Here is a 21464-nt window from a genome sequence, read left to right as displayed (position 1 = left end):
CCCTTCTTCGTCGCGGGAGGGGTGTTCGTCACTTGCCCAGCACCGCCTTCATGATGTCGCCGCCGATCTGGGTGGCGTCGGCGCTGCCACCTTCGCCCGCCGACTCAAGAAACACGCCTACGGCCACCTTCGGGTCGCCGTTGTCCCGCGCATATCCCATGAACCAGCCGTGCTCGGGCGCACCGTCGCCGTGCTCGGCGGTACCGGTCTTGCCGCCCACCTCGATGCCCGGGATCTGCGCCCGGCGCCCCGTACCGTCCGAGACGACGGCGTTCATCATCTCGCGCAGCTTGCCGGCGGTGTCCGAACTGATCGGATGCCCGAACTTCTGCTCCTGCGCGGTGCGCAGGGTCGAGTAGTCGCTGCCCTGGATCTCCTGCACCAGGTACGGCTGCATCTCGGTGCCGTCGTTGGCGACCGCCCCGGCGATCATCGCCTCCTGGAACGGCGTCTCGGCCACGTTGAACTGGCCGATCGACGACTGCGCCACCTGCGACGCGCCCTTCGGGTCGCCGGTCACGCTCTTCGCGACCGGCAGGCCCTGGTCCTGGCCGAGCATCGGGATCGTCATCGCCTTGTTCAACCCGAACGCCTCGGCCTTCGACACGACCGTCTGCGCGCCGAGCTTGACGCCCAGCTTCGCGAACCCGGTGTTGCACGAGTCGCGCAGCGCGACCAGCATCGTCACCTGGTCCTGCGGGCAGATCGAGTCCACGTCGTTGTGGATCTCCTGCCCACCGTCCTCCGGCTGGTACGACCTGCCGGCGGGGATGCTCGTGCTCGGGTCGTACCCGTTCTCCAGGGCCGCGGCCGACACGACGACCTTCATCGTCGAACCGGGCGGCCACGGGCCACCGCCGCCGAGCGCCCGGTTCGCCATCGGACCCGAACCGCTGGACGGGTCGTAGCTGTTCCACGCGTCGGTGACGGTCTTGGTCTGGTGGCTGGCCAGCGGGTTCGGGTCGAAGCTGGGCGAGGTGGCCATCGCCAGGATCTTCCCGGTCTTCGGGTCGACCGCGACGGCCGCGCCCTTCCGGCCCTTCAGCGCGTTCCACGCGGCGTCCTGGGCCTTCGCGTTGATGGTCAGCAGCACGTTCGCGCCGGCGGTCTTCTTACCGGTGATCGTGTCCGACAGCTTCTGCGTGAACAGGATGTCGTCGGTACCGTTCAGCACCGAGTTCTCGTACCGCTCGACGCCGGTGCTGCCGTACACCTGGGACATGTACCCGGTGATCGGCGAGTATTCCGCGCCCTTCGGGTAGAACCGCTGGTAGCGCAGCTCGCCACCGGTGTCCTTGCTGTACGCGATGGGGTCGCGGCCGACCATGATCGCGCCGCGCGGCGTGCTGTACGCGTCCTTCAGGATGCGCGGGTTCGCCGGGTTCTCGGCGTAACTCTTGGCCTGGATGAACTGCACCCGGGTCAGGTTGCCCAGCAGTGCCAGGAACATGACGAAGATGACCAGGGACGAGCGTCGCAGGGTCGGGTTCACAGCTTGATCACCTCCGTCGCGGCGCTCTGCAACTGGGGCGGCGGGCCACTCGGCCCCCCGGCGGTACCTGCCGGGCTCGGCCGGCGCGCGTCGTTCGAGATGCGGATGAGCAGGCCGATCAGGATCCAGTTCGCCACCAGCGACGACCCGCCGTACGACAGGAACGGTGTGGTCAGGCCGGTCAGCGGGATCAGGTCGGTGACGCCGCCGACGATCACGAACACCTGGATCGACATCGAGAACGCCAGCCCGCCCGCGAGCAGCTTCCCGAACGGGTCGCGCACCACCGTGCCGGCCTTGACCCCGCGCAGCGTGATCAGCAGGTACAGCAGGAGGATCGCGGCCAGGCCGAACATGCCCAGCTCCTCGCCGATGGTGGCGATGATGAAGTCGCTCCGGGCCAGCGGCACCGACGTCGGGTCACCCGCACCCGGGCCGGCGCCGAACAGCCCGCCGACGCCGAGGCTGATCAGCGACCGGGACAGCTGGTACGTGGTGTTGAGCGGGTCGGACATCGGGTTGAGCCAGATGTCGACCCGGTCGTGGAAGTTCCGGAACGGGCCGAGCCAGGTGCCCAGCGAGTATGCCGCGAACGCGCCGAACGCGAACAGCACGAAGCCGATGACCAGCCACGACTTCCGCTCGGTCGCGATGTACAGCATCACCACGAAGGTGCCCAGGAACAGCAGCGACGAACCCAGATCCTTCTCGAACACCAGGATCAGGACACTCATGATCCAGACCACGATGACCGGACCCAGGTCGCGCGGGCGCGGCAGCGCGATGCCCAGCACCCGCTTGCTCGCCAGCGACAGCACCTCGCGCTTGCGGACCAGGTAGTACGCGAAGAAGACGAAGAGGGCGAGTTTGGCCAGCTCACCGGGCTGGATCGCGAAGAACGGCAGCCGGATCCAGACCTTCGCGCCGTTGACCTCGCTCATCGAGCCGGGCAGCACGGCCGGGATCGCCACCAGCACGATGCCCGCCAGCCCGAACGTGTACGCGTAGCGCGCGAGCGTGCGGTGGTCCCGGATCACGATGATCAGCGCGCAGCAGAAGATCACCGCCAGACCGGTCCACATCACCTGCTGGATGCCGAGCCCGTCGGTCGCGCCGATCGAGGCGAACTTGTGGTAGTCGCTGTCGGTCTCCGTCGGTACGTCGACCCGGTGGATGAACACCACCCCGACGCCGTTGATCAGCGTCGCGAGCGGCAACAGCACGGGATCCGCGTACGGCGCGAAGATCCGGATCACGACGTGCGCCACCAGCCCGAGCATGAGCACCAGTACGGGCAGGACCAGGCAGTCCACCCGTACGGTGTTGATCAGGGCGGCCTGGGCCGCGGCGGACAGCAACGCGGTGACCACGAAACCGAACAGCAGCAGGGCCAGTTCGGTGTTGCGCCGCGTGGGCACACGCCGACCGGCCGTCGCACCGGGCGGCGCGGCGGCGGGTTGGGCGAAGGTCGGCATGCTCACGAGCGGTGTTTCACCTGCCTGGCCGGCAATCACCGGAACTCGGGGCGACGGCCGACGGGCTCGTCGACGGTACGGACGGGCTCGGGCTCGCCGTCTTGTGCGACTTCGGCGTCGGGGACGGCGTGCCCCCCTTGGACTTCGTCGGGGTCGGCGACGGCGTTGCGCTGTGGCTCGGCGTCGGGGTCGGCGTCGCGCACACCGGCAGCAGGTTCGAGTTGGACGCGCTGTCGTCGGTCAACTCGCGCAGCGTACTCAACGCCTGCTGGCGGTTGCTGCTGTCGATGCCCTGCTCGACCCGGTTGCGTACCAGCTTCGTCAGGTCGCTGACCTTCGTCTCGCTCTTGACGTCCACACTGGACAGTCGCAGACCCACCACGTCACCCGGTACGCCCCGGAACACCGCGACATATCCGTCGTCGGTCGCACCCACGAAGTACTGAGCCTGCGTGTACTGCCAGACGCCGAAGCCGGCGCCACCGACCACCACCAGGGCGAGCAGCACGATCAGGGTGTTACGGACCGGGTGCCGGCGGCGCTCCTCCGGCTCGTCCGGCTCCTCCGCGGGCTCCGGCTCCGGCGGCGGCTGGCTGCGCTGCTGCGCGAGCGCCGCCCGGGCGGCCGGACTGTTCGGATCGGCCACCGTGGTCATGCCCCGGTCGCGCGCGGCCGCACCGCCGACGATCGGCTGCTGCTCGGCGACGTTGCCGTCCACCACGTCCGCGATGATCACCGTGACGTTGTCCGGGCCACCGGCCCGCAACGCCAACTGGATCAGCCGGTCCACGCACTGGTTCGCGTCCGGCGTGGTCAGCATCGTCTCGGAGATCGTCTCGTCGCTGACGAACCCGTGCAGACCGTCGCTGCACAACAGGTAGCGGTCGCCGGACCGGGCCTCGCGTACGGAGAACTCGGGTTCGACGTCCTCGCCCTGCAACGCCCGCGTGATCAGCGAACGCTGCGGGTGGTTGTTCGCCTCCTCGGGCGTGATCCGGCCCTCGTCCACGAGCATCTGCACGTACGAGTCGTCCTTGGTGATCTGGACGAACTGCGCGTCGCGCAACTGGTACGCCCGGGAGTCGCCGACGTGCACCAGGCCGAACCGCGTGCCGGAGAACAGCATCGCGGTCAGCGTGGTGCCCATGCCCTCCATCTGAGGGTTGGCCTGCACCGTCTCGCGCAGATGCTGGTTTGCCGCGGACACCGCGTTACGCAACGCGTCGACCAGATCCGGCCCGGGTACGTCGTCGTCCAGCGGGGCCAGCGCGCCGATCACGATGTTGCTCGCCACGTCACCGGCGGCCATGCCGCCCATGCCGTCGGCCACGGCCAACAGCCGCGGCCCGGCGAACACCGAGTCCTGGTTGCCGTCCCGGATCAGTCCGCGGTCGCTGTGCGCGGCGAAACGGAGGGTGAGAGTCATGAGGTGGCCTCCGCGTCGAGACGCCGGGAGGAGCCACCGGGGGGTCGGGTCATGAGGCGACCTGCCGTCGCGTCGTGGTGATCACCGGTACGGGGGAGTGTGCGGGAACACCGGAAGTCATAGTCACGGCCGTAGTTCGAGTGCGGTGCGACCGATTCGTATCGGTACACCCAGAGGGACAGGAGTTGGTCCGGTGACCTTAGCGCGATCCAGATACGTGCCGTTGGTCGATCCGACGTCCTCCAGGAACCATTCGCCGTTGCGTGCCACCAGCCGGGCGTGCCGGGTCGACGCGTAGTCGTCGGTCAGCACCACAGTGGAGTCCTCGGCTCGGCCCATGGTGATCGGCCGGTCGGTGAGGGTGATCGTGGTGCCCGCCAGCGCCCCCTCCGTCACCACGAGTATCCGCGGAGATTGACCACGACGCGGCCGCGCCGGGGCCGGCTGCGGCGGGCCGGCGGCAGGCACCCCGCGGGGCGCCGCCACCAGCCGGTTACTGCGCGAGCCCGTCCACAGGTCACGCCGGACGACCCCGGCGACCGCGAAGACGAAGATCCACAACAGCGCCAGGAAGCCGAACCTGGCGACGGCCAGGACGATCGAGGGCATCAGCCGTCCACGTGGAACGTCAGCGAAGTCGTACCGAACTGGACGACGTCACCGGGTCGCAGCGCCACCGCCGAGATCCGCTGGCCGTTGACCACCGTGCCGTTGGTCGAACCCAGATCCGTCAGCACCACCCGCGTGCCGTCGAAGTCCAGCCGGGCGTGTCGGCGGGAGATGCCGACGTCCGCCAGCCGGAGCTGCGCCTGCTCGCCGCGGCCGATGATCGTCGACCCGATCGCCAGCGCGAACTGGCGCCCGTCGTTCGACACCATCCGCGCGTTCGGCGTCTGCTGCTGCATCGGCGGAGCCGGCGGCCCCGACGTGCTGTACGCCTCCGGGCCCGGCGCGGGCGCACCCGGCGGCGGACCCTGCTGGTACTGCTGCTGTTGGTCGTAGCCCTGCTGGGCGGGCTCCGGCTGCTGACCCCCGGTGTACACCTCAGCGGTGACCCGGAACATGCCGGTGTCGAGACCTTCGCCACGCTCGATCTCGACGATGACGTCCCCGTACACCGTCCAACCCTGTTCACCGATGAACTCGGCCTGGGTCTGCGCCAGCTCCTGCGCCAGGGCCGCCGCGTACGGCGCGAGCCGGCTGTGGTCGTAGGGCGAGAGATCGATCACGTACCGGTTGGGCACCAGGGTGCGGCCACCCGCCAGGATCGCCTTGTGCGCCTCAGCTTCCCGCTGCATGGCACTGGCGATCTCGACAGGGTGCACGACCCCCCTGAAGACCTTGGCAAAGGTGCCCTCCACCAAGTTCTCCAACCGCTTCTCGAAGCGTTGCAGAACGCTCACCGGCTCCTCCTCGGCTTCCGTGACCCCGATGGTATCGGGCGGGACCACTCCCGTCGGCAGGAGCGTTCCTCCTCGTGCTAGGCTTTCGCCGCTGTCCGAGAGCTTGCACCATGCGACTCGGAGAGCGGGGCAGGGGCCATCGGCTCCCGAGCCCGGCGGGCACTGTAACCTATGTACCCGCAAACACTCCCGCGATCCTCATCGGGTTGCGGGCGTGGCCACGGGGAAGTGGCGGAATGGCAGACGCGCACGGTTCAGGTCCGTGTGCCCGAAAGGGCGTGGGGGTTCAACTCCCCCCTTCCCCACCCAGATGGTCGGACTGTGTCCGCGGAGAGCGCGGACCGGTCTGGGTGTGAATCATTCCCGGGGGGCCGAGCCCCCCGGACCCCCGCGTTCCTGGTTCCTTGCGGATTCTGCGTGGGCGCTGTGCGCCACACCAACGCCGCGTTCGGTGGGCCGGCTTCGCCGAGCCCACTACTGGTATCTCGGGCCGGCTTCGCCGAGCCCTGCGTGGTTCATGGGGCGGCTTCGCCGAGCCCTGTGGTGGTCTCTTGGGTCGGCTTTGGCGGGCGCTGTTCGGGCGTTCGGTCGTAAAGCTGCTGGAGGTGCGGTGGATCCTCAGTTGGTCCCTTGCGGCCCCTGGTACTTGGGCGGGTGGGGGTGGTTCGGGGGGTCGGGGGTGGTGGCGTGGGTGAGGGTGTCGAGGATGCGGGAGAGGTGGGCCCGGTCGGGCGGCGGGAGGGCCTGGAACAGGTCCTCGGCGGTACGGCGGCGGGCGTCCTGGAGCTCGGTGACGAGGGTGTGGCCGGCGTCGGTGAGGGTGAGGAGTACCGAGCGGCGGTCGGCGGGGTCGGACTGGCGGGTGACGAGGCCGGCCTGTTCGAGGGCGTCGACGACGGTGGTGGCCGAGCGGGGGACGATGTCGAGTCGCGCGGCGAGCGTGACGATGCGGAGCGGCGCGTCGCTGCGGGAGATCACCCGGAGCGCGCGGGCCTGACCGGGCGTCAGGCCGAGCGGTGCGAGGTGCTCCGCCGAACGGGTCCGGATCCGCTTGCTCAGTTGGAAGAACAGGTCGGCCAGGTGTGCGGCCGAGTCGTCAGGGCTGGTCACGGCGGTGCTCCCCGGGCTTCGGTGGTGAGAGTTTACCGGTCCCGCGGGGCGTGGCGGGGTGGTGGCCGGCCGGGCGCGGCGGTGCGGTGCCGTCGATCGACCGCGCCCGGACGTACCTGGCGGGCCACCGTTCGGGGAGTGCCGGGCTCGCGTACTCGGCCGCTGGGGTGGCGGAAACCGTTGGTGTACAAGGGGATGCGGCGGGCCGCGGTGCGGGGATCCGTACCGCGGCCCGGGGTGTGGGGTCAGCCGATGTCGCGGCGGCGCAGGCCGATCAGGCCGGCGGCGGTGAGGACGACGGCGACGAGCAGCAGCGCCACGATCGGCGTCGCGGTCACGTCGGCGCCGGGCAGCCTCGGCGTGTGCGTGAACGGCGAGACGTCGAGTACGCGCTGGTTGAGCTTGAACAGCCCGCCGAACTCGCCGAGCAGCAGGAACGCGCCGAGGACCGCCCACGCGGCCGTGCTGAGCCGGGGGAGTACGCCGATGAGGAACATGGCGATCGCGGCGACCAGCAGCGCGGCCGGCGCCTGGACCAGGCCGGCGGCGAGCAGCCGCGGTACCTGACCGCCGACGTCGTGGGTGCGCAGGCCGTGCGCGAGCCCGGCGACCACACCGCCCAGCGCGAGCAGCCCGACGACGCCGACCGCCGCGACGGCCAGATGGCTTGCGGCCCAACGGATCCGGCCGACCCGGGTGGCGAGCAGCGGTTCCGCCCGCAGCGACGTCTCCTCGGTACGCAGGCGCAGTACGGTCTGCGTGGCGTACACGGCGGCGAGGATGCCGGCGGCGCTCATCGCGAACGACAGGTACGCGTCGACGAGGTTCTGCTCGCCGCCGAGCTTCGTGATCATGTCGCGTACCTGCGCGGTGCTGGCGAAGTCGGCGATGCCGGCGGCGACGCTGCCCAGCGCGGCGCTCACCGCCACGAACGCGACCGCCCAGCCGAGCAGCAGCCCGCGGGACAGCCGCCAGGCCAGCGCGAGCGGACTGCGCAGCAGCGGACCACCGACCGCCGGACCCGGCCGCGGCGGTACGAGGCCGGCGCCGATGTCGCGGTGCCCGGACAGCGCGTACCCGGTGGTGAGGAGGACGGCGGTGGCGACCAGCGCGAGCCCGAGTACCCAGAAGTGGGGGTGCGCGGCGAACGCGCGGACCTGGAGGGTCCAGCCCAGCGGCGAGATCCACGACAGGAACGACACCTGGTGGGTGGTGTCGCCGACGGCCCGCAGCAGGTACGCGGCGGCGAGCGTGGCGGCGGCCATCCCGTTCGCGGCGCGGGACGCCTCGGTGAGCTGCGCGGTGACCGCGGCGATCCCGGTGAACACGAACCCGGCCGCGGCGACCGCGAACCCGAACGCGAACGCGCCGCTCGCCGCGATGCCGCCGGACATCAGCCCGACCCCCACGACCGGTACGGCGACCAGGTTGGCGGCCAGGGCGACGATCACGCCGGCGGTGAGCGCCGCGTACCGGCCGACGACGCCGGCGCAGACGAGTTCGAGCCGGCCGGGCTCCTCGTCGCCGCGGGTGTGCCGGACCAGGGTGAAGATGCTCATCAGGGCGAGCAGGGCGGCACCGTACACGCCGAGTTTCCAGGTGGCGAGGCCGCCGAGGGTGGCGAGGTCGGTGGACGGGCCGTACATGGCGACGGTGGCGGGGTTGTTCCCGGCGGTCGCGGCGAACGCCTCGCGTGAGGCGTCCGTGGCGTACAGGCCCTTGACGCTGCTGGCGCTGCCCGCCGCGAGCAGGAACTGCACACCCAGCCAGACCGGCAGCATGACCCGGTCGCGCCGCAGCGCCAACCGGACCAGCGCCCCGGTCCCGACCAGCCCGGTACCGCGGGCCACCGGTGCGGGCGCGGCGACGGCGGTCATGCCGACACCGCCGGACGGTCCGCCTCGTAGTGGCGGAGGAACAGCTGCTCCAGCGTCGGCGGCTGGCTCGTGAGACTGCGTACGCCGACGGTGGTGAGGCGGCGCAGCAGCTCGTCCAGCCGCGCCGTGTCGACCTCGCAGGTCAGCCGGTTGCCGTCGGCGACCAGGTCGTACACCCCGGGCATGGCGGCGACGCCGTCGACCGGCCCGGCCAGCTCGGCGCTGACCGACGTACGGGTCAGGTGGCGCAGCTCGGCGAGCGTCCCGGTCTCGACCGTACGGCCGCCGCGGATGATGCTGACGCGGTCGCACAGCGCCTCGACCTCGGCGAGGATGTGGCTGGACAGCAGCACCGTACGGCCGCCGCGGCGCTCCTCGGCGACGCAGTCCCGGAACACCTCCTCCATCAGCGGGTCCAGCCCGGACGTCGGCTCGTCGAGTACGAGGAGCTCGACGTCGGAGGCGAGGGCGGCGACCAGCGCGACCTTCTGCCGGTTGCCCTTGGAGTAGCTGCGGCCCTTCTTGCGCGGGTCGAGGTCGAAGCGGTCCAGCAGCTCGGCGCGGCGCTTCGGGTCGAGTCCGCCGCGCAGCCGGCCGAGCAGGTCGATGACCTCGCCGCCGGTCAGCGTGGGCCACAGGTTCACGTCACCCGGCACGTACGCCAGGCGGCGGTGCAGCGTGGTCGCGTCGCGCCACGGGTCGCCGCCGAGCAGGCTCGCCGTCCCGCCGTCGGCGCGGAGCAGGCCGAGCAGGATCCGGATGGTGGTGGACTTGCCTGCACCGTTGGGGCCGAGGAACCCGTGCACCTCGCCCGTCTTCACGTGGAGATCCAGCCCGTCGAGGGCCTTCGTACGGCCGAACGACTTGAACAGTCCGGTCACGGAGATGGCATCGCTCATGCCATCGACGCTACATTGAATTCACAAAATCGTGAAGTTAGTAAATCGTATAAAGTTGGCGGGGCGGTTGACGGCGAGGGAGGCGACAGTGGCGGAGACCGACGGCGAAGGCCGTGACGAGGAACGCACCATCCGGTACCGGGAGCGGCTGGCCGCCACGCTGACCGCCGTCGGGCTGCCGCGGATGCCCGCACGGGTGTGGGCGGCGCTGTTCGTCGCCGACTCCGGCCGGCTCACCGCAGCCGAGGTGGCCGAGACGCTCAAGGTCAGCCCCGCCGCCGTCTCCGGCGCCATCCGGTACCTGCAGCAGGTGAAGATGGCGTTCCGGGAGCGGGAGCCCGGCAACCGGCGCGACCACTACGTGGTCCGGGACGACATGTGGCAGGCCGCGATCACCGGTCGCGACCAGATGCTGCTCCAACTTCAGGACACCCTGCGCGAGGGCATCCCGGTGCTCGGCGCGGACACCCCCGCCGGCGCGCGCATCACCGAGTCCGTCGACTTCATGGACTTCCTGATGGCCGAGATGCAGGAGATGCTCAAGCGCTGGCAGGAACACCGCGCCACCCGCTGACCGCACGGGTGGCGGGCGCGGGCGTCCGTGGGTGCCCGCACCCGCCTGCCGGTGGGTACGACCTCAGGCGGTGGGCCAGGTGTCGGCGGCGATGGCGCGCAGCCGGTCCCGGGTCGGCTCGTCGCAGGCCGCACCCGCGACACCCGCCGCGAACGCCGACGCCGGCGTCACCCCCAGCTTCTCCGCGATCTCGTACTCCCGGCCCAGGTCCGTACCGAACATGGCGGGGTCGTCGGTGTTGACCGTGCACAGCGCGCCGGCCCGGAGCAGCGTCGGCAGCGGGTGGTCCGCCAGGTCGGTGACCACCCGGGTACGCAGGTTCGAGGTCGGGCACACGTCGAGTACGGTGCCGGCCGCGACGATGTCGGCCAGCAGCGCCGGATCGTCCGCGGCGCGGATGCCGTGCCGGATCCGGTCCGGCCGCAGCAGGTCGACCACCTCGCGGATCGACTCCGGCCCGGCCGACTCGCCGGCGTGTGGCACGACCGCCAGCCCGCCGTCGCGTGCGATGTCGAACGCCCGCACGTACGGCCGGACCGAGCGGCCCGCCTCCGCGCCACCGATGCCCAGCCCCACCACACCGCGGTCGGCGTACCGGACGGACCAGCGGGCGCACTCCTCGGCCAGGTCCACCGGGCAGCCGTTGCGGTACAGGTCGGGCGTCAGCCGTACCTCCACGCCGTGCTGCTCGCGGGCCGCGACCACGCCGTCGGCGTACCCCTCGTACATGGTGTCCCAGGCGATGCCGCGCTGGACGCGCTCCGGCGGCGAGAAGATGCCCTCCACGTACACCGCGCCGTGCGCGGCGGCCTCGGCCGCGTAGTCCACCACCACCTGCGTGAAGTCCTCCGCGGTACGCAGACAGTTCGTGGTCAGCAGCCACACCTTGATGAAGTGGTCGAAGTCGGTGAACTCGTACAGCTCGGCGAGGCCCTCGACGGTGTCGGCGGGCAGCGTCTCGCCGTTGCGGCGCGCGATGTCGAGCAGCGTGCGCGGCCGGATCGCGCCTTCCAGGTGGACGTGCAGTTCGATCTTCGGGTACGTCGTCACGCACCGAACCTAGCGAGCCGGCAGGCCAACGGCACGCCGGCCCGGCCGCGCGCCGTAACCTGGCGCGATGCACCCCCCGTACGGTTTTGCGCCCACCAGACCGACCAAGCCGCCCGCCATCACCACCGTCGTACTGATGGAGGCGCTCGCGATCGTCTTCTGCCTGGTCGAGACCGCGGTCGGGCTCTACATCATGGTCAAGACGCTCTCGCAACCCGGCGACCCCACCAGCCTCGTCGTCATGACCTGCGTCGACGCCGGCATCAACGTACTGCTCGTCGTCGGCCTCGGCGCCGCCGCGATCCTCCTCCACCAGGGCCGCCCCGCCGGCCGCATCCTCTCCTGGGTCACCTGCATCGGGTACACCGTCGCCAGGTGCGGCTGCGGCGGCTTCAGCAGCCTCATGGGCATCCTGTACCGCTCCGGCGAGATCGAACGCAGCGACTTCAACTTCGGACCCTCGGTCTGGTACGTGCTCGGCGCACTCGAACTGGTCGCGATCGCGCTCGCCATCGTGATCGTCGTGGTACTGCTCACCCGTCCGGTCCGCCAGTACTTCACGGCACTGCGCCAGGCGTGAAATTCGCCATTCCGAGCCGTACCGGATGATCTCAGTACCAGGATGGAGCGGTGACGGCGGTCGACGAGCGGGCAACGGAGGGAACCGGGCCGACCCGTCGGCAGCCGTGGTGGCTGGCGCCGGCGCGGTGGTGGCGCGAGATCCTCGTCATCGTCATCGGGTACGGCGTGTACACGGTGATCCAGCACCACCTCAACGTCTCGCCCGCGCCCGCGTACCGGAACGCGGCGGCACTGCTCGCCCTCGAACACCGGCTCGGCATCGCCGCCGAACACCCCCTCAACCAGCTGTTCGCCGCACACGCGTACCTCGCCACCGCCGCCAACTGCTGGTACGTCGCCATGCACGAAGCCGCCACCCCGGCCGTCCTCCTCTGGATCTTCATCCGCCGCCGCGCCGCCTACCCGTACGCGCGGTTCCTGCTCGTCGTGCCCACCCTCCTCGGCTTCGTCCTCTACTACGTCGTTCCCGTCGCCCCACCCCGACTCCTGCCCGGCCTCGACATGATCGACACCATGGCCCGGTACCCCGGACTCGGTGACTACTCCACCGGCGCCATGTCCCACACGGCCGCGCAGTACGCGGCGTTTCCGAGCCTGCACCTCGCATGGGCGCTGTGGAGCGGCGCGATGGTGTGCTGGCTCGCCCGGCACTGGTGCATCCGGGTACTTGCCATCTGCTACCCGGTCGGCACCGCCCTCGTCGTACTCGGAACCGCCAACCACTACGTACTCGACCTGGTCGGTGGAGTACTCGTCACCGCGTTCGGGGTGTGGCTGCTGTGGTTGCTGCAACCGGCCGGTGAACCGTTCCGGTCGTTGGAGTCGGCCACGGATACGCCGGGGGCCTGACGGGGCGGGTGGTTTTGTCGCACCCTTTGTTTGTCCAATTGTTCAACTGTGTTATTGTTCAACAGTTGGACAATGACACAATTGGACAATGCCTGGTTTGCGGCTTTTGTCCACACCACGTGCCTGCCGGCCCGCCCCGCGACCCGCCTGCCGGGGCCACCCCGCGAGCCGCCCGCCCCCCGGCGCGCCGCCCGCGCCACCACGACCCGCCCGTTGCTACCCGCTCTCGATCACCCGCGAGATCCCACCGCCCGGACGATCCGCCCCACGAGATCCGCCCTACGCGATCCCCCCGCGATCCCCCGCGATCCCGCTCCGCAGTCCCGCCCCGCGAGATCCCACCGCCGCACGGGATCCGCCCACGCGATGCGCCCAATGCGATGCGCCCCACGCGATGCGCCCGACGGGATCCGCCCCACGTCGGGCCGTCACCCCTCAACCGCCCGACGTGAGTACCGCGCACAGTTCCCGTACTGCCGGCCCGTACGCGTGGTCGGGCGGCGTGCCGTACCCGAGGACGAGTTGCGGCTGTCGTACGACCCGGTCACCCCGGTACGTGGAGAGCCCGGTCAGCCCGAGTGAGCGCCGCTGCCCGGCGGCGACGACCGCGCTCTCGCGGTACCCGGGCGGCAGGGCGACGAGTGCGTGGAGTCCGGCGGCGATGCCGGTGACGGTGGGTGGGTGGGGGAGCGCGGCGAGGGCGGCGACGAGGTGGTCGCGGCGCCGGCGGTACCGGGCGCGGCTGCGTCGTACGTGGCGGTCGTAGGCGCCGGTGGCGACGAGTTCGGCGAAGGTGAGTTGGTCGAGGATGCCGGTGTGCCGGTCGGTGGTGTCGCGGCGGTCGGTGAGGGGGTCGACGAGGTCGGACGGGAGGGCGAGCCAGCCGAGGCGTAGGCCGGGGGCGAGGGTCTTGCTGGCGGTGCCGGCGTAGACGACGCGGTCGGGGTCGAGGCCCTGGAGCGCGCCGACGGGTTGCCGGTCGTAGCGGAATTCGCCGTCGTAGTCGTCTTCGATGACGAGGCCGTCGACGGCGCGGGCCCAGTCGAGGAGCGCCATCCGCCGGTCGGGTGCGAGCGGTACGCCCATGGGGAACTGGTGGGCGGGGGTGACGACGACGGCGCGGACGTCGCGGAGCGCGTCGACGACGATGCCGTCGGCGTCGACGGGCACTCCGACGGTACGCAGGCCGGCAGCTTCGGCGATGCGCCGGTATCCGGGCAGGTAGGGGTCTTCGACGGCGAGGGTGTCGATGCCGCGGTCGCGGAGTACGGCGCAGAGCAGGGCGAGTCCGTGCGCGAAGCCGGCGCACACCATGACCTGTCCGGGTTCGGTCTGTACGCCGCGGACGCGTCCGGCGTACGCGGCGAGTTCGGTGCGGAGGGTGGGGTGGCCGCGGGGGTCGCCCCAGCCGAGTGCGGCGTGGTCCATCCGGCCGAGTGCGGTACGTGTGGCGGCGAGCCAGTCGCGGCGCGGGAACGCGGACAGGTCCGGGAGGCCGGGCCGCAGGTCGTACCGGACGGGTGGTCGGGTGTGGCCGCGGGCGGGGCGGCCGGCGCGGGCGGGTGGGGTGCCGCGCGGCGCGACGACGGTGCCGGCGCCCTGCCGCGCGACCAGGTAGCCTTCCGCGGCGAGCTGCCGGTACGCCTCGGTCACGGTGCCGCGGGCGATGCCGAGGTCGGCGGCGAGGGTACGGCTGGCGGGCAGGCGGGTGCCGGGGGCGAGCCGGCCGGAGCGTACGGCGTCGCGCAGGGCGGCGGTGAGCGCGGCGCCCCGGCGGCGGGTGGCGTCGAGGTCGACGTACAGGTCGACGCCGGCAATGGACCACTGATCAGCCATCGGATTGGACCATATCCGGGTCCATTTCCTGGCTACTGTCGAGCCCATGGAACCGCGTATGAACATCGCCCAGGCACAGCCGGAGATCTACCGCGCGATGCGCGAGCTGAACCGTACGGTCGAGGGGGCGGGGCTCGACCCGAAGCTGCTCGAACTGATCAAGATCCGCTCGTCGCAGCTCAACCACTGCGCGTACTGCATCGACATGCACACGAAGGACGCCCGCGCGATCGGCGAGACCGAGCAGCGGCTGTACGCGTTGAGTGCCTGGCACGAGGCGCCGTTCTTCACGGACCGGGAGCGGGCCGCGCTGGCCCTGGCCGAGGCGGTGACGGTGCTGACCGACGGTTTCGTCCCGGACGAGGTGTACGCGGCGGCCGCGGAGCACTTCGACGAGAAGGAGCTGGCGCTCGTGGTCTGGGCGACCACGGTCATCAACGGCTGGAACCGGGTCGCCGTGGCCACCCGCATGCAGCCCGGCGAGTACGTGTCGCACCGGACGCCGGCGTGACGGGGCCCGCCGCGCTCGCCGGTGCGGCCGAACGGTTCCGCGCGATGCACCGCCCCGGCGACCCGGTCGTACTGCCGAACGCGTGGGACGTGGCGAGCGCGCGAATCGTTGCGGCGCAAGGGTTTCCGGTGATCGCGACGAGCAGTGTCGCGGTCGCCGAGTCCCTCGGGTACGCGGACGGCGGTGACGCGTCGCCGGACGACATGTTCGCCGCGGCGGCCCGGATCGCGCGTGCCGTCGAGCTGCCGCTGACCGTCGACGCCGAGAACGGGTACGGTCTCGCGCCCGAGGACCTGGTCGGCCGGCTGGTCGCCGCGGGCGCGGTCGGCTGCAACATCGAGGACTCCACCGCCGGTGCACTGTCCGATGTGGACACCCACGCGGTCCGGCTCGCCGGGGTACGCGAGGCCGCGGTGGCCGCTGGCGTACCGCTGGTGTTGAACGCCCGGGTGGACGTGTTCGTGCGGCGCGGTGACGTACCGGAGGAGGACGTGGTGGACGACGCGATCGCCCGCGCCAACCGGTATCTGGCCGCCGGCGCCGACTGCGCGTACCCGATCGGGGTGCGGTCGGAGGCGGCGGTGGCGCGGCTGGTCGCGGGGATCGACGGGCCGGTGAACGTGCACTGGCGTCCGGAAACGCCGGTGTCGCAGCTCGCCGCGCTCGGTGTGGCGCGGGTGTCGGCCGGCGGCGCGCTGTGGCACACCGCGATGGCCGCGTACGAGTCGGCGGTGTCGTCCCTGCGGGACTGACCGGCGTCTCAAGGCGATCCGTGGCCGACACCCAGGTTCGTCCCAGGATCGGTCGGTAGCTTCATCACCGCGGAGCACACCGCCGGATCCCGGCGGATGGCCCGGGGTTCGGGGGATGCCCCGGGCCGCTGCTCCGTCCAACACCCCGACTCCCGACCGACCGCACCACCCCTAGGGGTGTCTTCGCAGGTTGCTGGCGGGCTGCGCCAGGCCCGCGCGCCGCCTTGCCGCATTGTTGGCACGAGCGCATACGACACCGGTACGCACTCGTACCTCCGTCCTGCGAGACGACGATTGCACTCCGGCTCGCTCGACCGAACCTACGAAGTCACGCCCTAGGTGTGATGTCCGGGGCCGGGTGGGGTCGCGCCCCGATGTGGTCCGGCCGTCGCCGCCCGCACGATGTGGCCATGGTCGTCGGACTCGGCATGCTCGACATCTTCGCCGCCCTCGTACTCGCCGGGCTGTGGCTCGCCGCCGGACTCGTCGCCGGCACCCTGCCGTACGCGGAAAGGGCGTCGCGGGGACGGATCGTCGCCGTGCTGTTCTGGCTGGGGGTCGGCGCGCTCGCGGCGCGGATCGCGCTCACCGCCGGAGTCGCGGGCGCCGGCTGGTGGTTCGTGCAGGACCGGGTCGTACTCGTGCTGCCGCTGCAGATCGCGGCGGTCGCGGCCGTGGCGTTCGTGGCGCGGCCCCGGTGGCGGGCGCTGCGCCGGCCCCACACCCGCCGGGACGCCGCGCATCCGGCCCTGATCGCGCCCGTGCAGGTGGCGTCGTTCGTCGGCCTGGCCGGGGTGTACGCGGCGCTCGGGCTGACGTACCCGGTGCGCGTGGGGGACGGGTTCGTGCTCGCCGGCGCGACCGTACTGGTCGGTGCGCTGTGCTGGATCCGGCATGCGATGCGGTGGCGGCGACTCGCCGACACCGCGGCCCGGCCCGGCCCCGCTCTGCCGCTGCGCCTGCTGCGTACGACCGGTGGCGCGCTGCTGGCGGTGGTCGTCCTGTGCGGCATCGGCGTCGGCTCCGCCCTCGGTACGTCGCTGCCCGCGAGCGCCGACATGGCCGGCGGCCCGATGGACTGGGGCGGCGGCCCGGTGCCGGCCGGGCACCACGGCGCCGGGCACGCGGTGTCCGTCCGCGACCTGACCGGGCCACGCCCGGACGACGGCGCGACCGTACGGCGGTTCACGCTGACCGCGCGGGAGCGGACCGTCACCATCGGCGGGCGGCGGGTCGCCGCGCTCACGTTCAACGGGCAGGTACCGGGGCCGGCGCTCCGCGCGTACCAGGGGGACGTGGTGGAGGTGACGCTGCACAACGCGTTGCCGCACGACGGGGTCACCGTGCACTGGCACGGCTACGACGTGCCCAACGCGGAGGACGGTGTCGCCGGCGTCACCCAGGACGCGGTACGCCCCGGCGGCTCGTTCACCTACCGCTTCCGCGCCGACCAGGTCGGCACCTACTGGTACCACTCGCACGAACTGGCGAGCGAGGAGGTCGCGCGCGGCCTGTTCGGCACCCTCGTCGTACTGCCGCGGCGGGAGCGGCCGGCCGACCTGGACCTGACCCTGCCGGTGCACCAGTGGGGGGAGCGGCGGGCGGTGACGCTCGGCGCGGACACCGGTCGTACCCGGCGCGCGGTCGACCCGGGCACCACCGTACGGCTGCGCCTGGTGAACACGGACTCGGAGAGTCACCGGCCGCGGCTGACGGGCGTGGCGTACCGGCTGGTCGCGGTGGACGGGACGGACCTGCACGGGCCGGCGCCGACCCGCGACCGGCTGCCGACCCTTCCCGCCGGCGGCCGGTACGACCTGGCGTTCACGATGCCCGCCACGCCCGTACTGCTCGACACCGGCGACGGCGCGAGCCTGCTGCTCGGCGACGGCCCCGCACCCACCGGCCAGCGCGGTACGCCCACGCTCGACCTGCTGCGCTACGGCACGCCGGCGCGCACCCCGTACGGTGCGGGCAGCCGGTTCGACCGGGACTTCACGCAGGTGTTCGACTCACGCATCGGCGCGTACGACGGGAAACCGACCGTCGTGTATACCGTGAACGGCCGCACCTACCCGGACGTGCCCGCGCTGGGCGTGCGGTACGGCGACCTGGTCCGGATCACGCTCGTCAACCGCGGCACCGAGAGTCACCCGATCCACCCCCACGGCCACCACATGCTCGTACTGAGCCGGAACGGCGCGGCGCCGCAGGGCAGTCCACTGTGGATGGACACGGTCGACGTCGGGCCGGGCGAGGTGTGGCAGGTGGCCGTCAAGGCGGACAACCCCGGGATCTGGATGGACCACTGCCACAACCTGCACCACGCGTCCGCCGGCATGATGTTCCACCTGATGTACGCCGACGTGACCAGCCCGTACCGGGTCGGCGACGCCGCCGGCAACCACCCCGAGTGAGCGGTCAGCGGGCGCGGTCGGCGTAGAGCAGCTCCATGCAGGCGCGGGCGGCCTCCAGCCAGCGGTCGAGCCAGCCGTCCGGGAGCGCGCTGCCCCGGGCCGGCAGTTCCACCAGCAGCCCCTGTACGAGCGGGTGTTCGGCGATCGCGGGGTCGGTGGCGACGCGTTCGGCCACCTCCTCGGCGGCCGCCGCGTCCTGCGCGCGGTGGTGCGCGGCACCGTTCACCGGCCCCTGGGCGGGCACCGTGTTACGGAAGGCGAAACCGTCGTCGTTGCGTCCGACGCTGTCCGGCACGAGATCCATGCCGGACAGCCTGCCGTGCCCGACCGGCTCCCGCCACCGGGGGGTCGTCCGTCCGTCAAGGTGGCGTGGCAGGGCTGGGCGGTGCCCCGGAGTCGGTATAGCATTTCTGGTATGGCGGAGGACCAGGACGACGAACTCCCCGTGTTCCCCGGGTTCCGGGGGATGGCGGAGCGGCGCCGCGGCCTGCTCACCGACCTGATCGAGGAACGTCGGCGGGCGGGCCTGTCGCAGACCGAGGTCGCCGAACGGATGGGCACCTCGCAGTCCGCGGTCGCCCGGCTGGAGACCGGTGGCGTGGACGTCCGACTGTCCACCCTGGAGCGGTACGCCGACGCCGTGCACCGACGACTGGAGGTGCGGTTGCGCGCACCCGAGGAGGGCGACAGATGACAGCGACGGCGACCGCACGGTACGGCGCGTGGCCCGGGAGTACGCCGGAGTGGCAGGTGCCCGGGGGGCCGACGCCCGGTCCGGGGCGTCCGGAGCGGCGGCCGGCGGTGTCCGAGGCCGGCGTGGCGCCGTGGCTGGAGCAGCGGATGTTCGAGCAGCAGCTCGTCGCGGTGTCCGGCCCGGTGACGGCCGAGCTGGCGTCGCGGGTCGGCTCGCAGCTGATGACGCTGGACGCGCTGGCCGGGCCGCGCGGTGGCCGGATCACCATGCAGGTGTCGAGCGTCGACGGTGACCTGTCGGCCGCGTTCGCGCTGATGGACGTGCTCGACCTGATGCGTACGCCGGTGCGGGCGGTCGCGCTCGGCACCGTCGGCGGCGCCGCCCTCGGCGTGTACGCGGCGGCCACCGAGCGCGTCGCGTACCCGCATGCCCGGTTCGTGGTGTCGGAGCCGCGGGTGGACCGGCTGGCCGGTACCGCCGACCAGGTGACCCTCGCCGCCGGCGCGCACCTGCGCCTGCTGGAGGACCTCGCCGTACGGCTGGCGGAGCGGACCGGGCGCACCCGGGCGCAGATCGAGCGGGAGCTGTCCGATCGGCACGAGATGTCCGCTACCGAGGCCGTCGAGTACGGCTTGGTGGAGCGTCTCACCAGCGACGATTCCGGCCCGGCCCGCTAGGCCGATCGACGGCGGGCGATAATCGGGGCATGCGGTTGTCCGCCCGGGTCGATTACGCACTGCGCGCCGCTGCCGAGCTTGCCGCCGCCGCCGAGGGGCCGGTCACGTCGGAGCAGCTGGCGCGTTCCCAGGAGATCCCTCCGAAGTTCCTCGAACACATCCTCAACCAGTTGCGCCGCGCCGGGCTGGTGCGCAGCCAGCGCGGCCCCGTCGGCGGATATTGGCTGGCCCGGCCGGCCGAGCAGATCTCGCTGGCGGACATCATCCGCGCCGTCGACGGCCCCCTCCTCGGCGTCCGCGGGGAGCGGCCGGAGCGGGTGGACTACACCGGCGCGGCCCGGCCGTTGCAGGAGGTGTGGATCGCGCTGCGGGCGAGCGAACGCTCGATCCTGGAGACGGTCACCCTCGGCCACGTCGTCGCCGGTGAGCTGCCGCCGGACGTCCGGGCGCTCACCGAGGACGAGCGCGCCTGGATCACCATCGGCCAGACCTGACCTCAGCGGTCGGCGCGGCGTCGGCCGAGGACGCTGAGCAGCAGTACGCCGGCGACGGCGATGCCGAACTGTACGAGATGCTTCTTCCAGTCGATGCCCGGCGTGTCACGGAAGCCCAGGATCTCGGCGAGTCCGGTACCGATGAACACGGCGACGACCCCGACACCGACGGTGGCCCACCACGGCACCCGCTGCCGCCCGGGGATGACCAGCCTGGCCAGCATGCCGATGACCGCGCCGCCGATGACCGCCCACAGGATCGTGCCGAGCATGCCCCTCCTCGCGTACGTTCCCGCCACGGTGGCACGGCGACCTGTGTGCCGGCCGCGTGGCGACTGTCCGTCCGCACGGTAACGTGCCGGCGTGCCGACCGACATCAGGGTGCTGGACCCCGCCCGCGACGTCACGGGCGCCGTCACGGTGCTCCGCGCCGCCCACCCCTACCTGGTACTTTCGCCGGCCGCGCTGGCGTACCAGGTGGGCAGTGCGCCGGTGCGGCAACGGTTCCGGGCGTTCGTCGCCGTCGACGGTGACCGGGTGGCGGGGCTCGTACGCTGCGGCGTCGACTGGGAGACGAGCGTCCCCGGCCAGGGCTTCGCGAACCTGTCCGTCCACCCGGACGAGCGTGGGCACGGCGTGGGTGGCGCGCTGCTCGCCGCGGCCGAGGAGTACCTGGGGGAGACGGGCGTCACGCACGTGCACGCGTGGGTGTCCGCGGACGACGCGTCGCTGCGCTTCGCCGAGCGCCACCGGTACGTGCGGCGCCGGCCGGCCAGCTTCCTGCGCCTCGACCTCGGCGTACTGCCGGATCTGCCGGAGGTGCCGGACGGTGTGGAGCTGCGGCCGTGGACGGACTTCGCCGCGGACCCGCGCCCGCTGTGGTCGGCCGACGCGGACGCCAGCCGGGACGAGCCGGGCGACGTACCGGTGGACGGGATGGACTTCGACGGGTGGCGGCTGTCCTGCTGGGACCGGCCGGACGTGGACCGCGCGCTGAGCGTCGCCGCCGTCGTCGACGGTACGGTCGCCGCGTTCACGCTCGCCCAGACCGACACCCCCCGGTACTGGTCGGGCATGACGGGCACGCGCCGGGCGTACCGGGGGCGGGGGTTGGCGCGGCTGGTGAAGCTCGCGTCCCTGCGCCGCGCCCGGGACGCCGGGTTGACCGTGGCGTACACCGGGAACGATGCGGAGAACGCGCCGATGCTGCACGTCAACGCCGCGTTCGGCTACCGGCCGTACGCGACGCAGTGGCGTTGCGTCCGGGAGTTCGGCGCCGCGGGGTGAGCCGCGCGCGTCCGGCCGCGCCGCCGCGTTCCGGTGTCCGGACCACCCCGTATGGTGCG

22 protein-coding genes and 1 tRNA gene are annotated in these 21464 nt (G+C 72.1%); 11 read left to right on the top strand and 12 right to left on the bottom strand.

Translation table 11 applies throughout. The features are described from left to right. Positions 1-28: 28 nt before the first annotated feature. The 5 genes from Aru02nite_RS20140 to Aru02nite_RS20120 form a co-directional block, all read right to left on the bottom strand. Positions 29-1492 (bottom strand): penicillin-binding transpeptidase domain-containing protein, encoded by a 1464-nt coding sequence (locus tag Aru02nite_RS20140; RefSeq protein ID WP_203659935.1) that lies wholly within the window; start codon positions 1490-1492, stop codon positions 29-31. Next, positions 1489-2967, bottom strand: a complete 1479-nt coding sequence (locus Aru02nite_RS20135) for an FtsW/RodA/SpoVE family cell cycle protein (RefSeq protein WP_203660351.1) — start codon at positions 2965-2967, stop codon at positions 1489-1491. Before Aru02nite_RS20135 ends, Aru02nite_RS20140 begins: the two co-directional genes overlap by 4 nt. A 16-nt stretch (positions 2968-2983) precedes the next feature. Then, positions 2984-4393, bottom strand: a complete 1410-nt coding sequence (locus tag Aru02nite_RS20130) for a PP2C family protein-serine/threonine phosphatase (protein WP_203659933.1) — start codon at positions 4391-4393, stop codon at positions 2984-2986. A 123-nt stretch (positions 4394-4516) separates the two neighbouring features. Continuing rightward, on the bottom strand, positions 4517-5002 hold the full coding sequence (locus Aru02nite_RS20125) for an FHA domain-containing protein FhaB/FipA (protein WP_203659931.1): 486 nt from the start codon (positions 5000-5002) through the stop codon (positions 4517-4519). After that, on the bottom strand, positions 5002-5796 hold the full coding sequence (locus Aru02nite_RS20120) for an FHA domain-containing protein (RefSeq protein ID WP_203659929.1): 795 nt from the start codon (positions 5794-5796) through the stop codon (positions 5002-5004). Before Aru02nite_RS20120 ends, Aru02nite_RS20125 begins: the two co-directional genes overlap by 1 nt. 222 nt (positions 5797-6018) lie before the next feature. Here Aru02nite_RS20120 and Aru02nite_RS20115 point away from each other — a divergent pair. Beyond that, positions 6019-6101: transfer RNA gene (locus tag Aru02nite_RS20115), tRNA-Leu, on the top strand. Between the two features lie 313 nt (positions 6102-6414). On the opposite strand, the gene Aru02nite_RS20110 is transcribed toward Aru02nite_RS20115, so the two are convergent. The 3 genes from Aru02nite_RS20110 to Aru02nite_RS20100 form a co-directional block, all read right to left on the bottom strand. After that, entirely contained in the window at positions 6415-6906 is a 492-nt protein-coding gene (locus Aru02nite_RS20110) for a MarR family winged helix-turn-helix transcriptional regulator (RefSeq protein ID WP_203659927.1), read from the bottom strand. Positions 6907-7151: 245 nt separating this feature from the next. Further along, a complete protein-coding gene (locus tag Aru02nite_RS20105) occupies positions 7152-8783 on the bottom strand; it encodes an ABC transporter permease (protein WP_203659925.1) in 1632 nt (543 codons plus the stop codon). Beyond that, positions 8780-9682 (bottom strand): ABC transporter ATP-binding protein, encoded by a 903-nt coding sequence (locus tag Aru02nite_RS20100; RefSeq protein ID WP_203659923.1) that lies wholly within the window; start codon positions 9680-9682, stop codon positions 8780-8782. The genes Aru02nite_RS20105 and Aru02nite_RS20100 overlap by 4 nt, the downstream gene beginning before the upstream one ends. Positions 9683-9770: 88 nt before the next feature. Here Aru02nite_RS20100 and Aru02nite_RS20095 point away from each other — a divergent pair, with 88 nt between their 5' ends. Next, positions 9771-10256: a GbsR/MarR family transcriptional regulator gene (locus tag Aru02nite_RS20095; protein WP_203659921.1), complete on the top strand. Its 486-nt coding sequence runs from the start codon at positions 9771-9773 to the stop codon at positions 10254-10256. A 63-nt stretch (positions 10257-10319) separates the two neighbouring features. On the opposite strand, the gene add is transcribed toward Aru02nite_RS20095, so the two are convergent. Next, positions 10320-11306 (bottom strand): adenosine deaminase, encoded by a 987-nt coding sequence (add, locus tag Aru02nite_RS20090; RefSeq protein ID WP_203659919.1) that lies wholly within the window; start codon positions 11304-11306, stop codon positions 10320-10322. Positions 11307-11373: 67 nt separating this feature from the next. Here add and Aru02nite_RS20085 point away from each other — a divergent pair, with 67 nt between their 5' ends. Both Aru02nite_RS20085 and Aru02nite_RS20080 read left to right on the top strand, forming a co-directional pair. Further along, positions 11374-11886 (top strand): hypothetical protein, encoded by a 513-nt coding sequence (locus Aru02nite_RS20085; RefSeq protein ID WP_203659916.1) that lies wholly within the window; start codon positions 11374-11376, stop codon positions 11884-11886. A gap of 50 nt (positions 11887-11936) precedes the next feature. Continuing rightward, positions 11937-12737, top strand: a complete 801-nt coding sequence (locus Aru02nite_RS20080; RefSeq protein WP_203659915.1) for a phosphatase PAP2 family protein — start codon at positions 11937-11939, stop codon at positions 12735-12737. A gap of 435 nt (positions 12738-13172) precedes the next feature. Here Aru02nite_RS20080 and pdxR read toward each other — a convergent pair whose 3' ends face one another. Next, positions 13173-14573, bottom strand: a complete 1401-nt coding sequence (pdxR, locus tag Aru02nite_RS20075; protein WP_203659913.1) for a MocR-like pyridoxine biosynthesis transcription factor PdxR — start codon at positions 14571-14573, stop codon at positions 13173-13175. Between the two features lie 46 nt (positions 14574-14619). Here pdxR and Aru02nite_RS20070 point away from each other — a divergent pair, with 46 nt between their 5' ends. The 3 genes from Aru02nite_RS20070 (at position 14620) to Aru02nite_RS20060 (ending at position 18253) form a co-directional block, all read left to right on the top strand. After that, a complete protein-coding gene (locus Aru02nite_RS20070) occupies positions 14620-15084 on the top strand; it encodes a carboxymuconolactone decarboxylase family protein (protein WP_203659911.1) in 465 nt (154 codons plus the stop codon). Further along, on the top strand, positions 15081-15836 hold the full coding sequence (locus Aru02nite_RS20065) for an isocitrate lyase/PEP mutase family protein (protein ID WP_203659909.1): 756 nt from the start codon (positions 15081-15083) through the stop codon (positions 15834-15836). Before Aru02nite_RS20070 ends, Aru02nite_RS20065 begins: the two co-directional genes overlap by 4 nt. 410 nt (positions 15837-16246) lie before the next feature. Then, on the top strand, positions 16247-18253 hold the full coding sequence (locus Aru02nite_RS20060) for a multicopper oxidase family protein (protein WP_239076820.1): 2007 nt from the start codon (positions 16247-16249) through the stop codon (positions 18251-18253). Between the two features lie 4 nt (positions 18254-18257). Here Aru02nite_RS20060 and Aru02nite_RS20055 read toward each other — a convergent pair whose 3' ends face one another. Continuing rightward, complete coding sequence (locus tag Aru02nite_RS20055) at positions 18258-18557, bottom strand: hypothetical protein (RefSeq protein WP_203659907.1); 300 nt, start codon at positions 18555-18557, stop codon at positions 18258-18260. Positions 18558-18668: 111 nt separating this feature from the next. Here Aru02nite_RS20055 and Aru02nite_RS20050 point away from each other — a divergent pair, with 111 nt between their 5' ends. From Aru02nite_RS20050 to Aru02nite_RS20040, 3 genes are read left to right on the top strand one after another with little or no spacing between them, the layout of a single operon-like run. After that, the gene (locus tag Aru02nite_RS20050; RefSeq protein WP_203659905.1) at positions 18669-18947 is read left to right on the top strand and encodes a helix-turn-helix domain-containing protein; all 279 of its coding nucleotides are present in this window, start codon (positions 18669-18671) and stop codon (positions 18945-18947) included. Continuing rightward, positions 18944-19624 carry an ATP-dependent Clp protease proteolytic subunit gene (locus Aru02nite_RS20045; RefSeq protein ID WP_203659903.1) on the top strand — a complete coding sequence of 227 codons (681 nt, stop codon included), beginning with the start codon at positions 18944-18946 and terminating at the stop codon, positions 19622-19624. The genes Aru02nite_RS20050 and Aru02nite_RS20045 overlap by 4 nt, the downstream gene beginning before the upstream one ends. Before the next feature lie 29 nt (positions 19625-19653). Further along, on the top strand, positions 19654-20118 hold the full coding sequence (locus Aru02nite_RS20040; protein WP_203659901.1) for an RrF2 family transcriptional regulator: 465 nt from the start codon (positions 19654-19656) through the stop codon (positions 20116-20118). A 2-nt stretch (positions 20119-20120) separates the two neighbouring features. Here Aru02nite_RS20040 and Aru02nite_RS20035 read toward each other — a convergent pair whose 3' ends face one another. Beyond that, positions 20121-20390, bottom strand: a complete 270-nt coding sequence (locus tag Aru02nite_RS20035) for a GlsB/YeaQ/YmgE family stress response membrane protein (RefSeq protein ID WP_203659899.1) — start codon at positions 20388-20390, stop codon at positions 20121-20123. Between the two features lie 91 nt (positions 20391-20481). On the opposite strand from Aru02nite_RS20035, the gene Aru02nite_RS20030 reads away from it, so the two are divergent. After that, a complete protein-coding gene (locus Aru02nite_RS20030; protein WP_203659897.1) occupies positions 20482-21405 on the top strand; it encodes a GNAT family N-acetyltransferase in 924 nt (307 codons plus the stop codon). Positions 21406-21464 lie beyond the last annotated feature (59 nt).

It is taken from the genome of Actinocatenispora rupis (assembly GCF_016861975.1).
GTDB classification, from domain to species: Bacteria; Actinomycetota; Actinomycetes; order Mycobacteriales; family Micromonosporaceae; genus Actinocatenispora; species Actinocatenispora rupis.
This window is presented reverse-complemented; position numbering and strand designations above follow the sequence as displayed.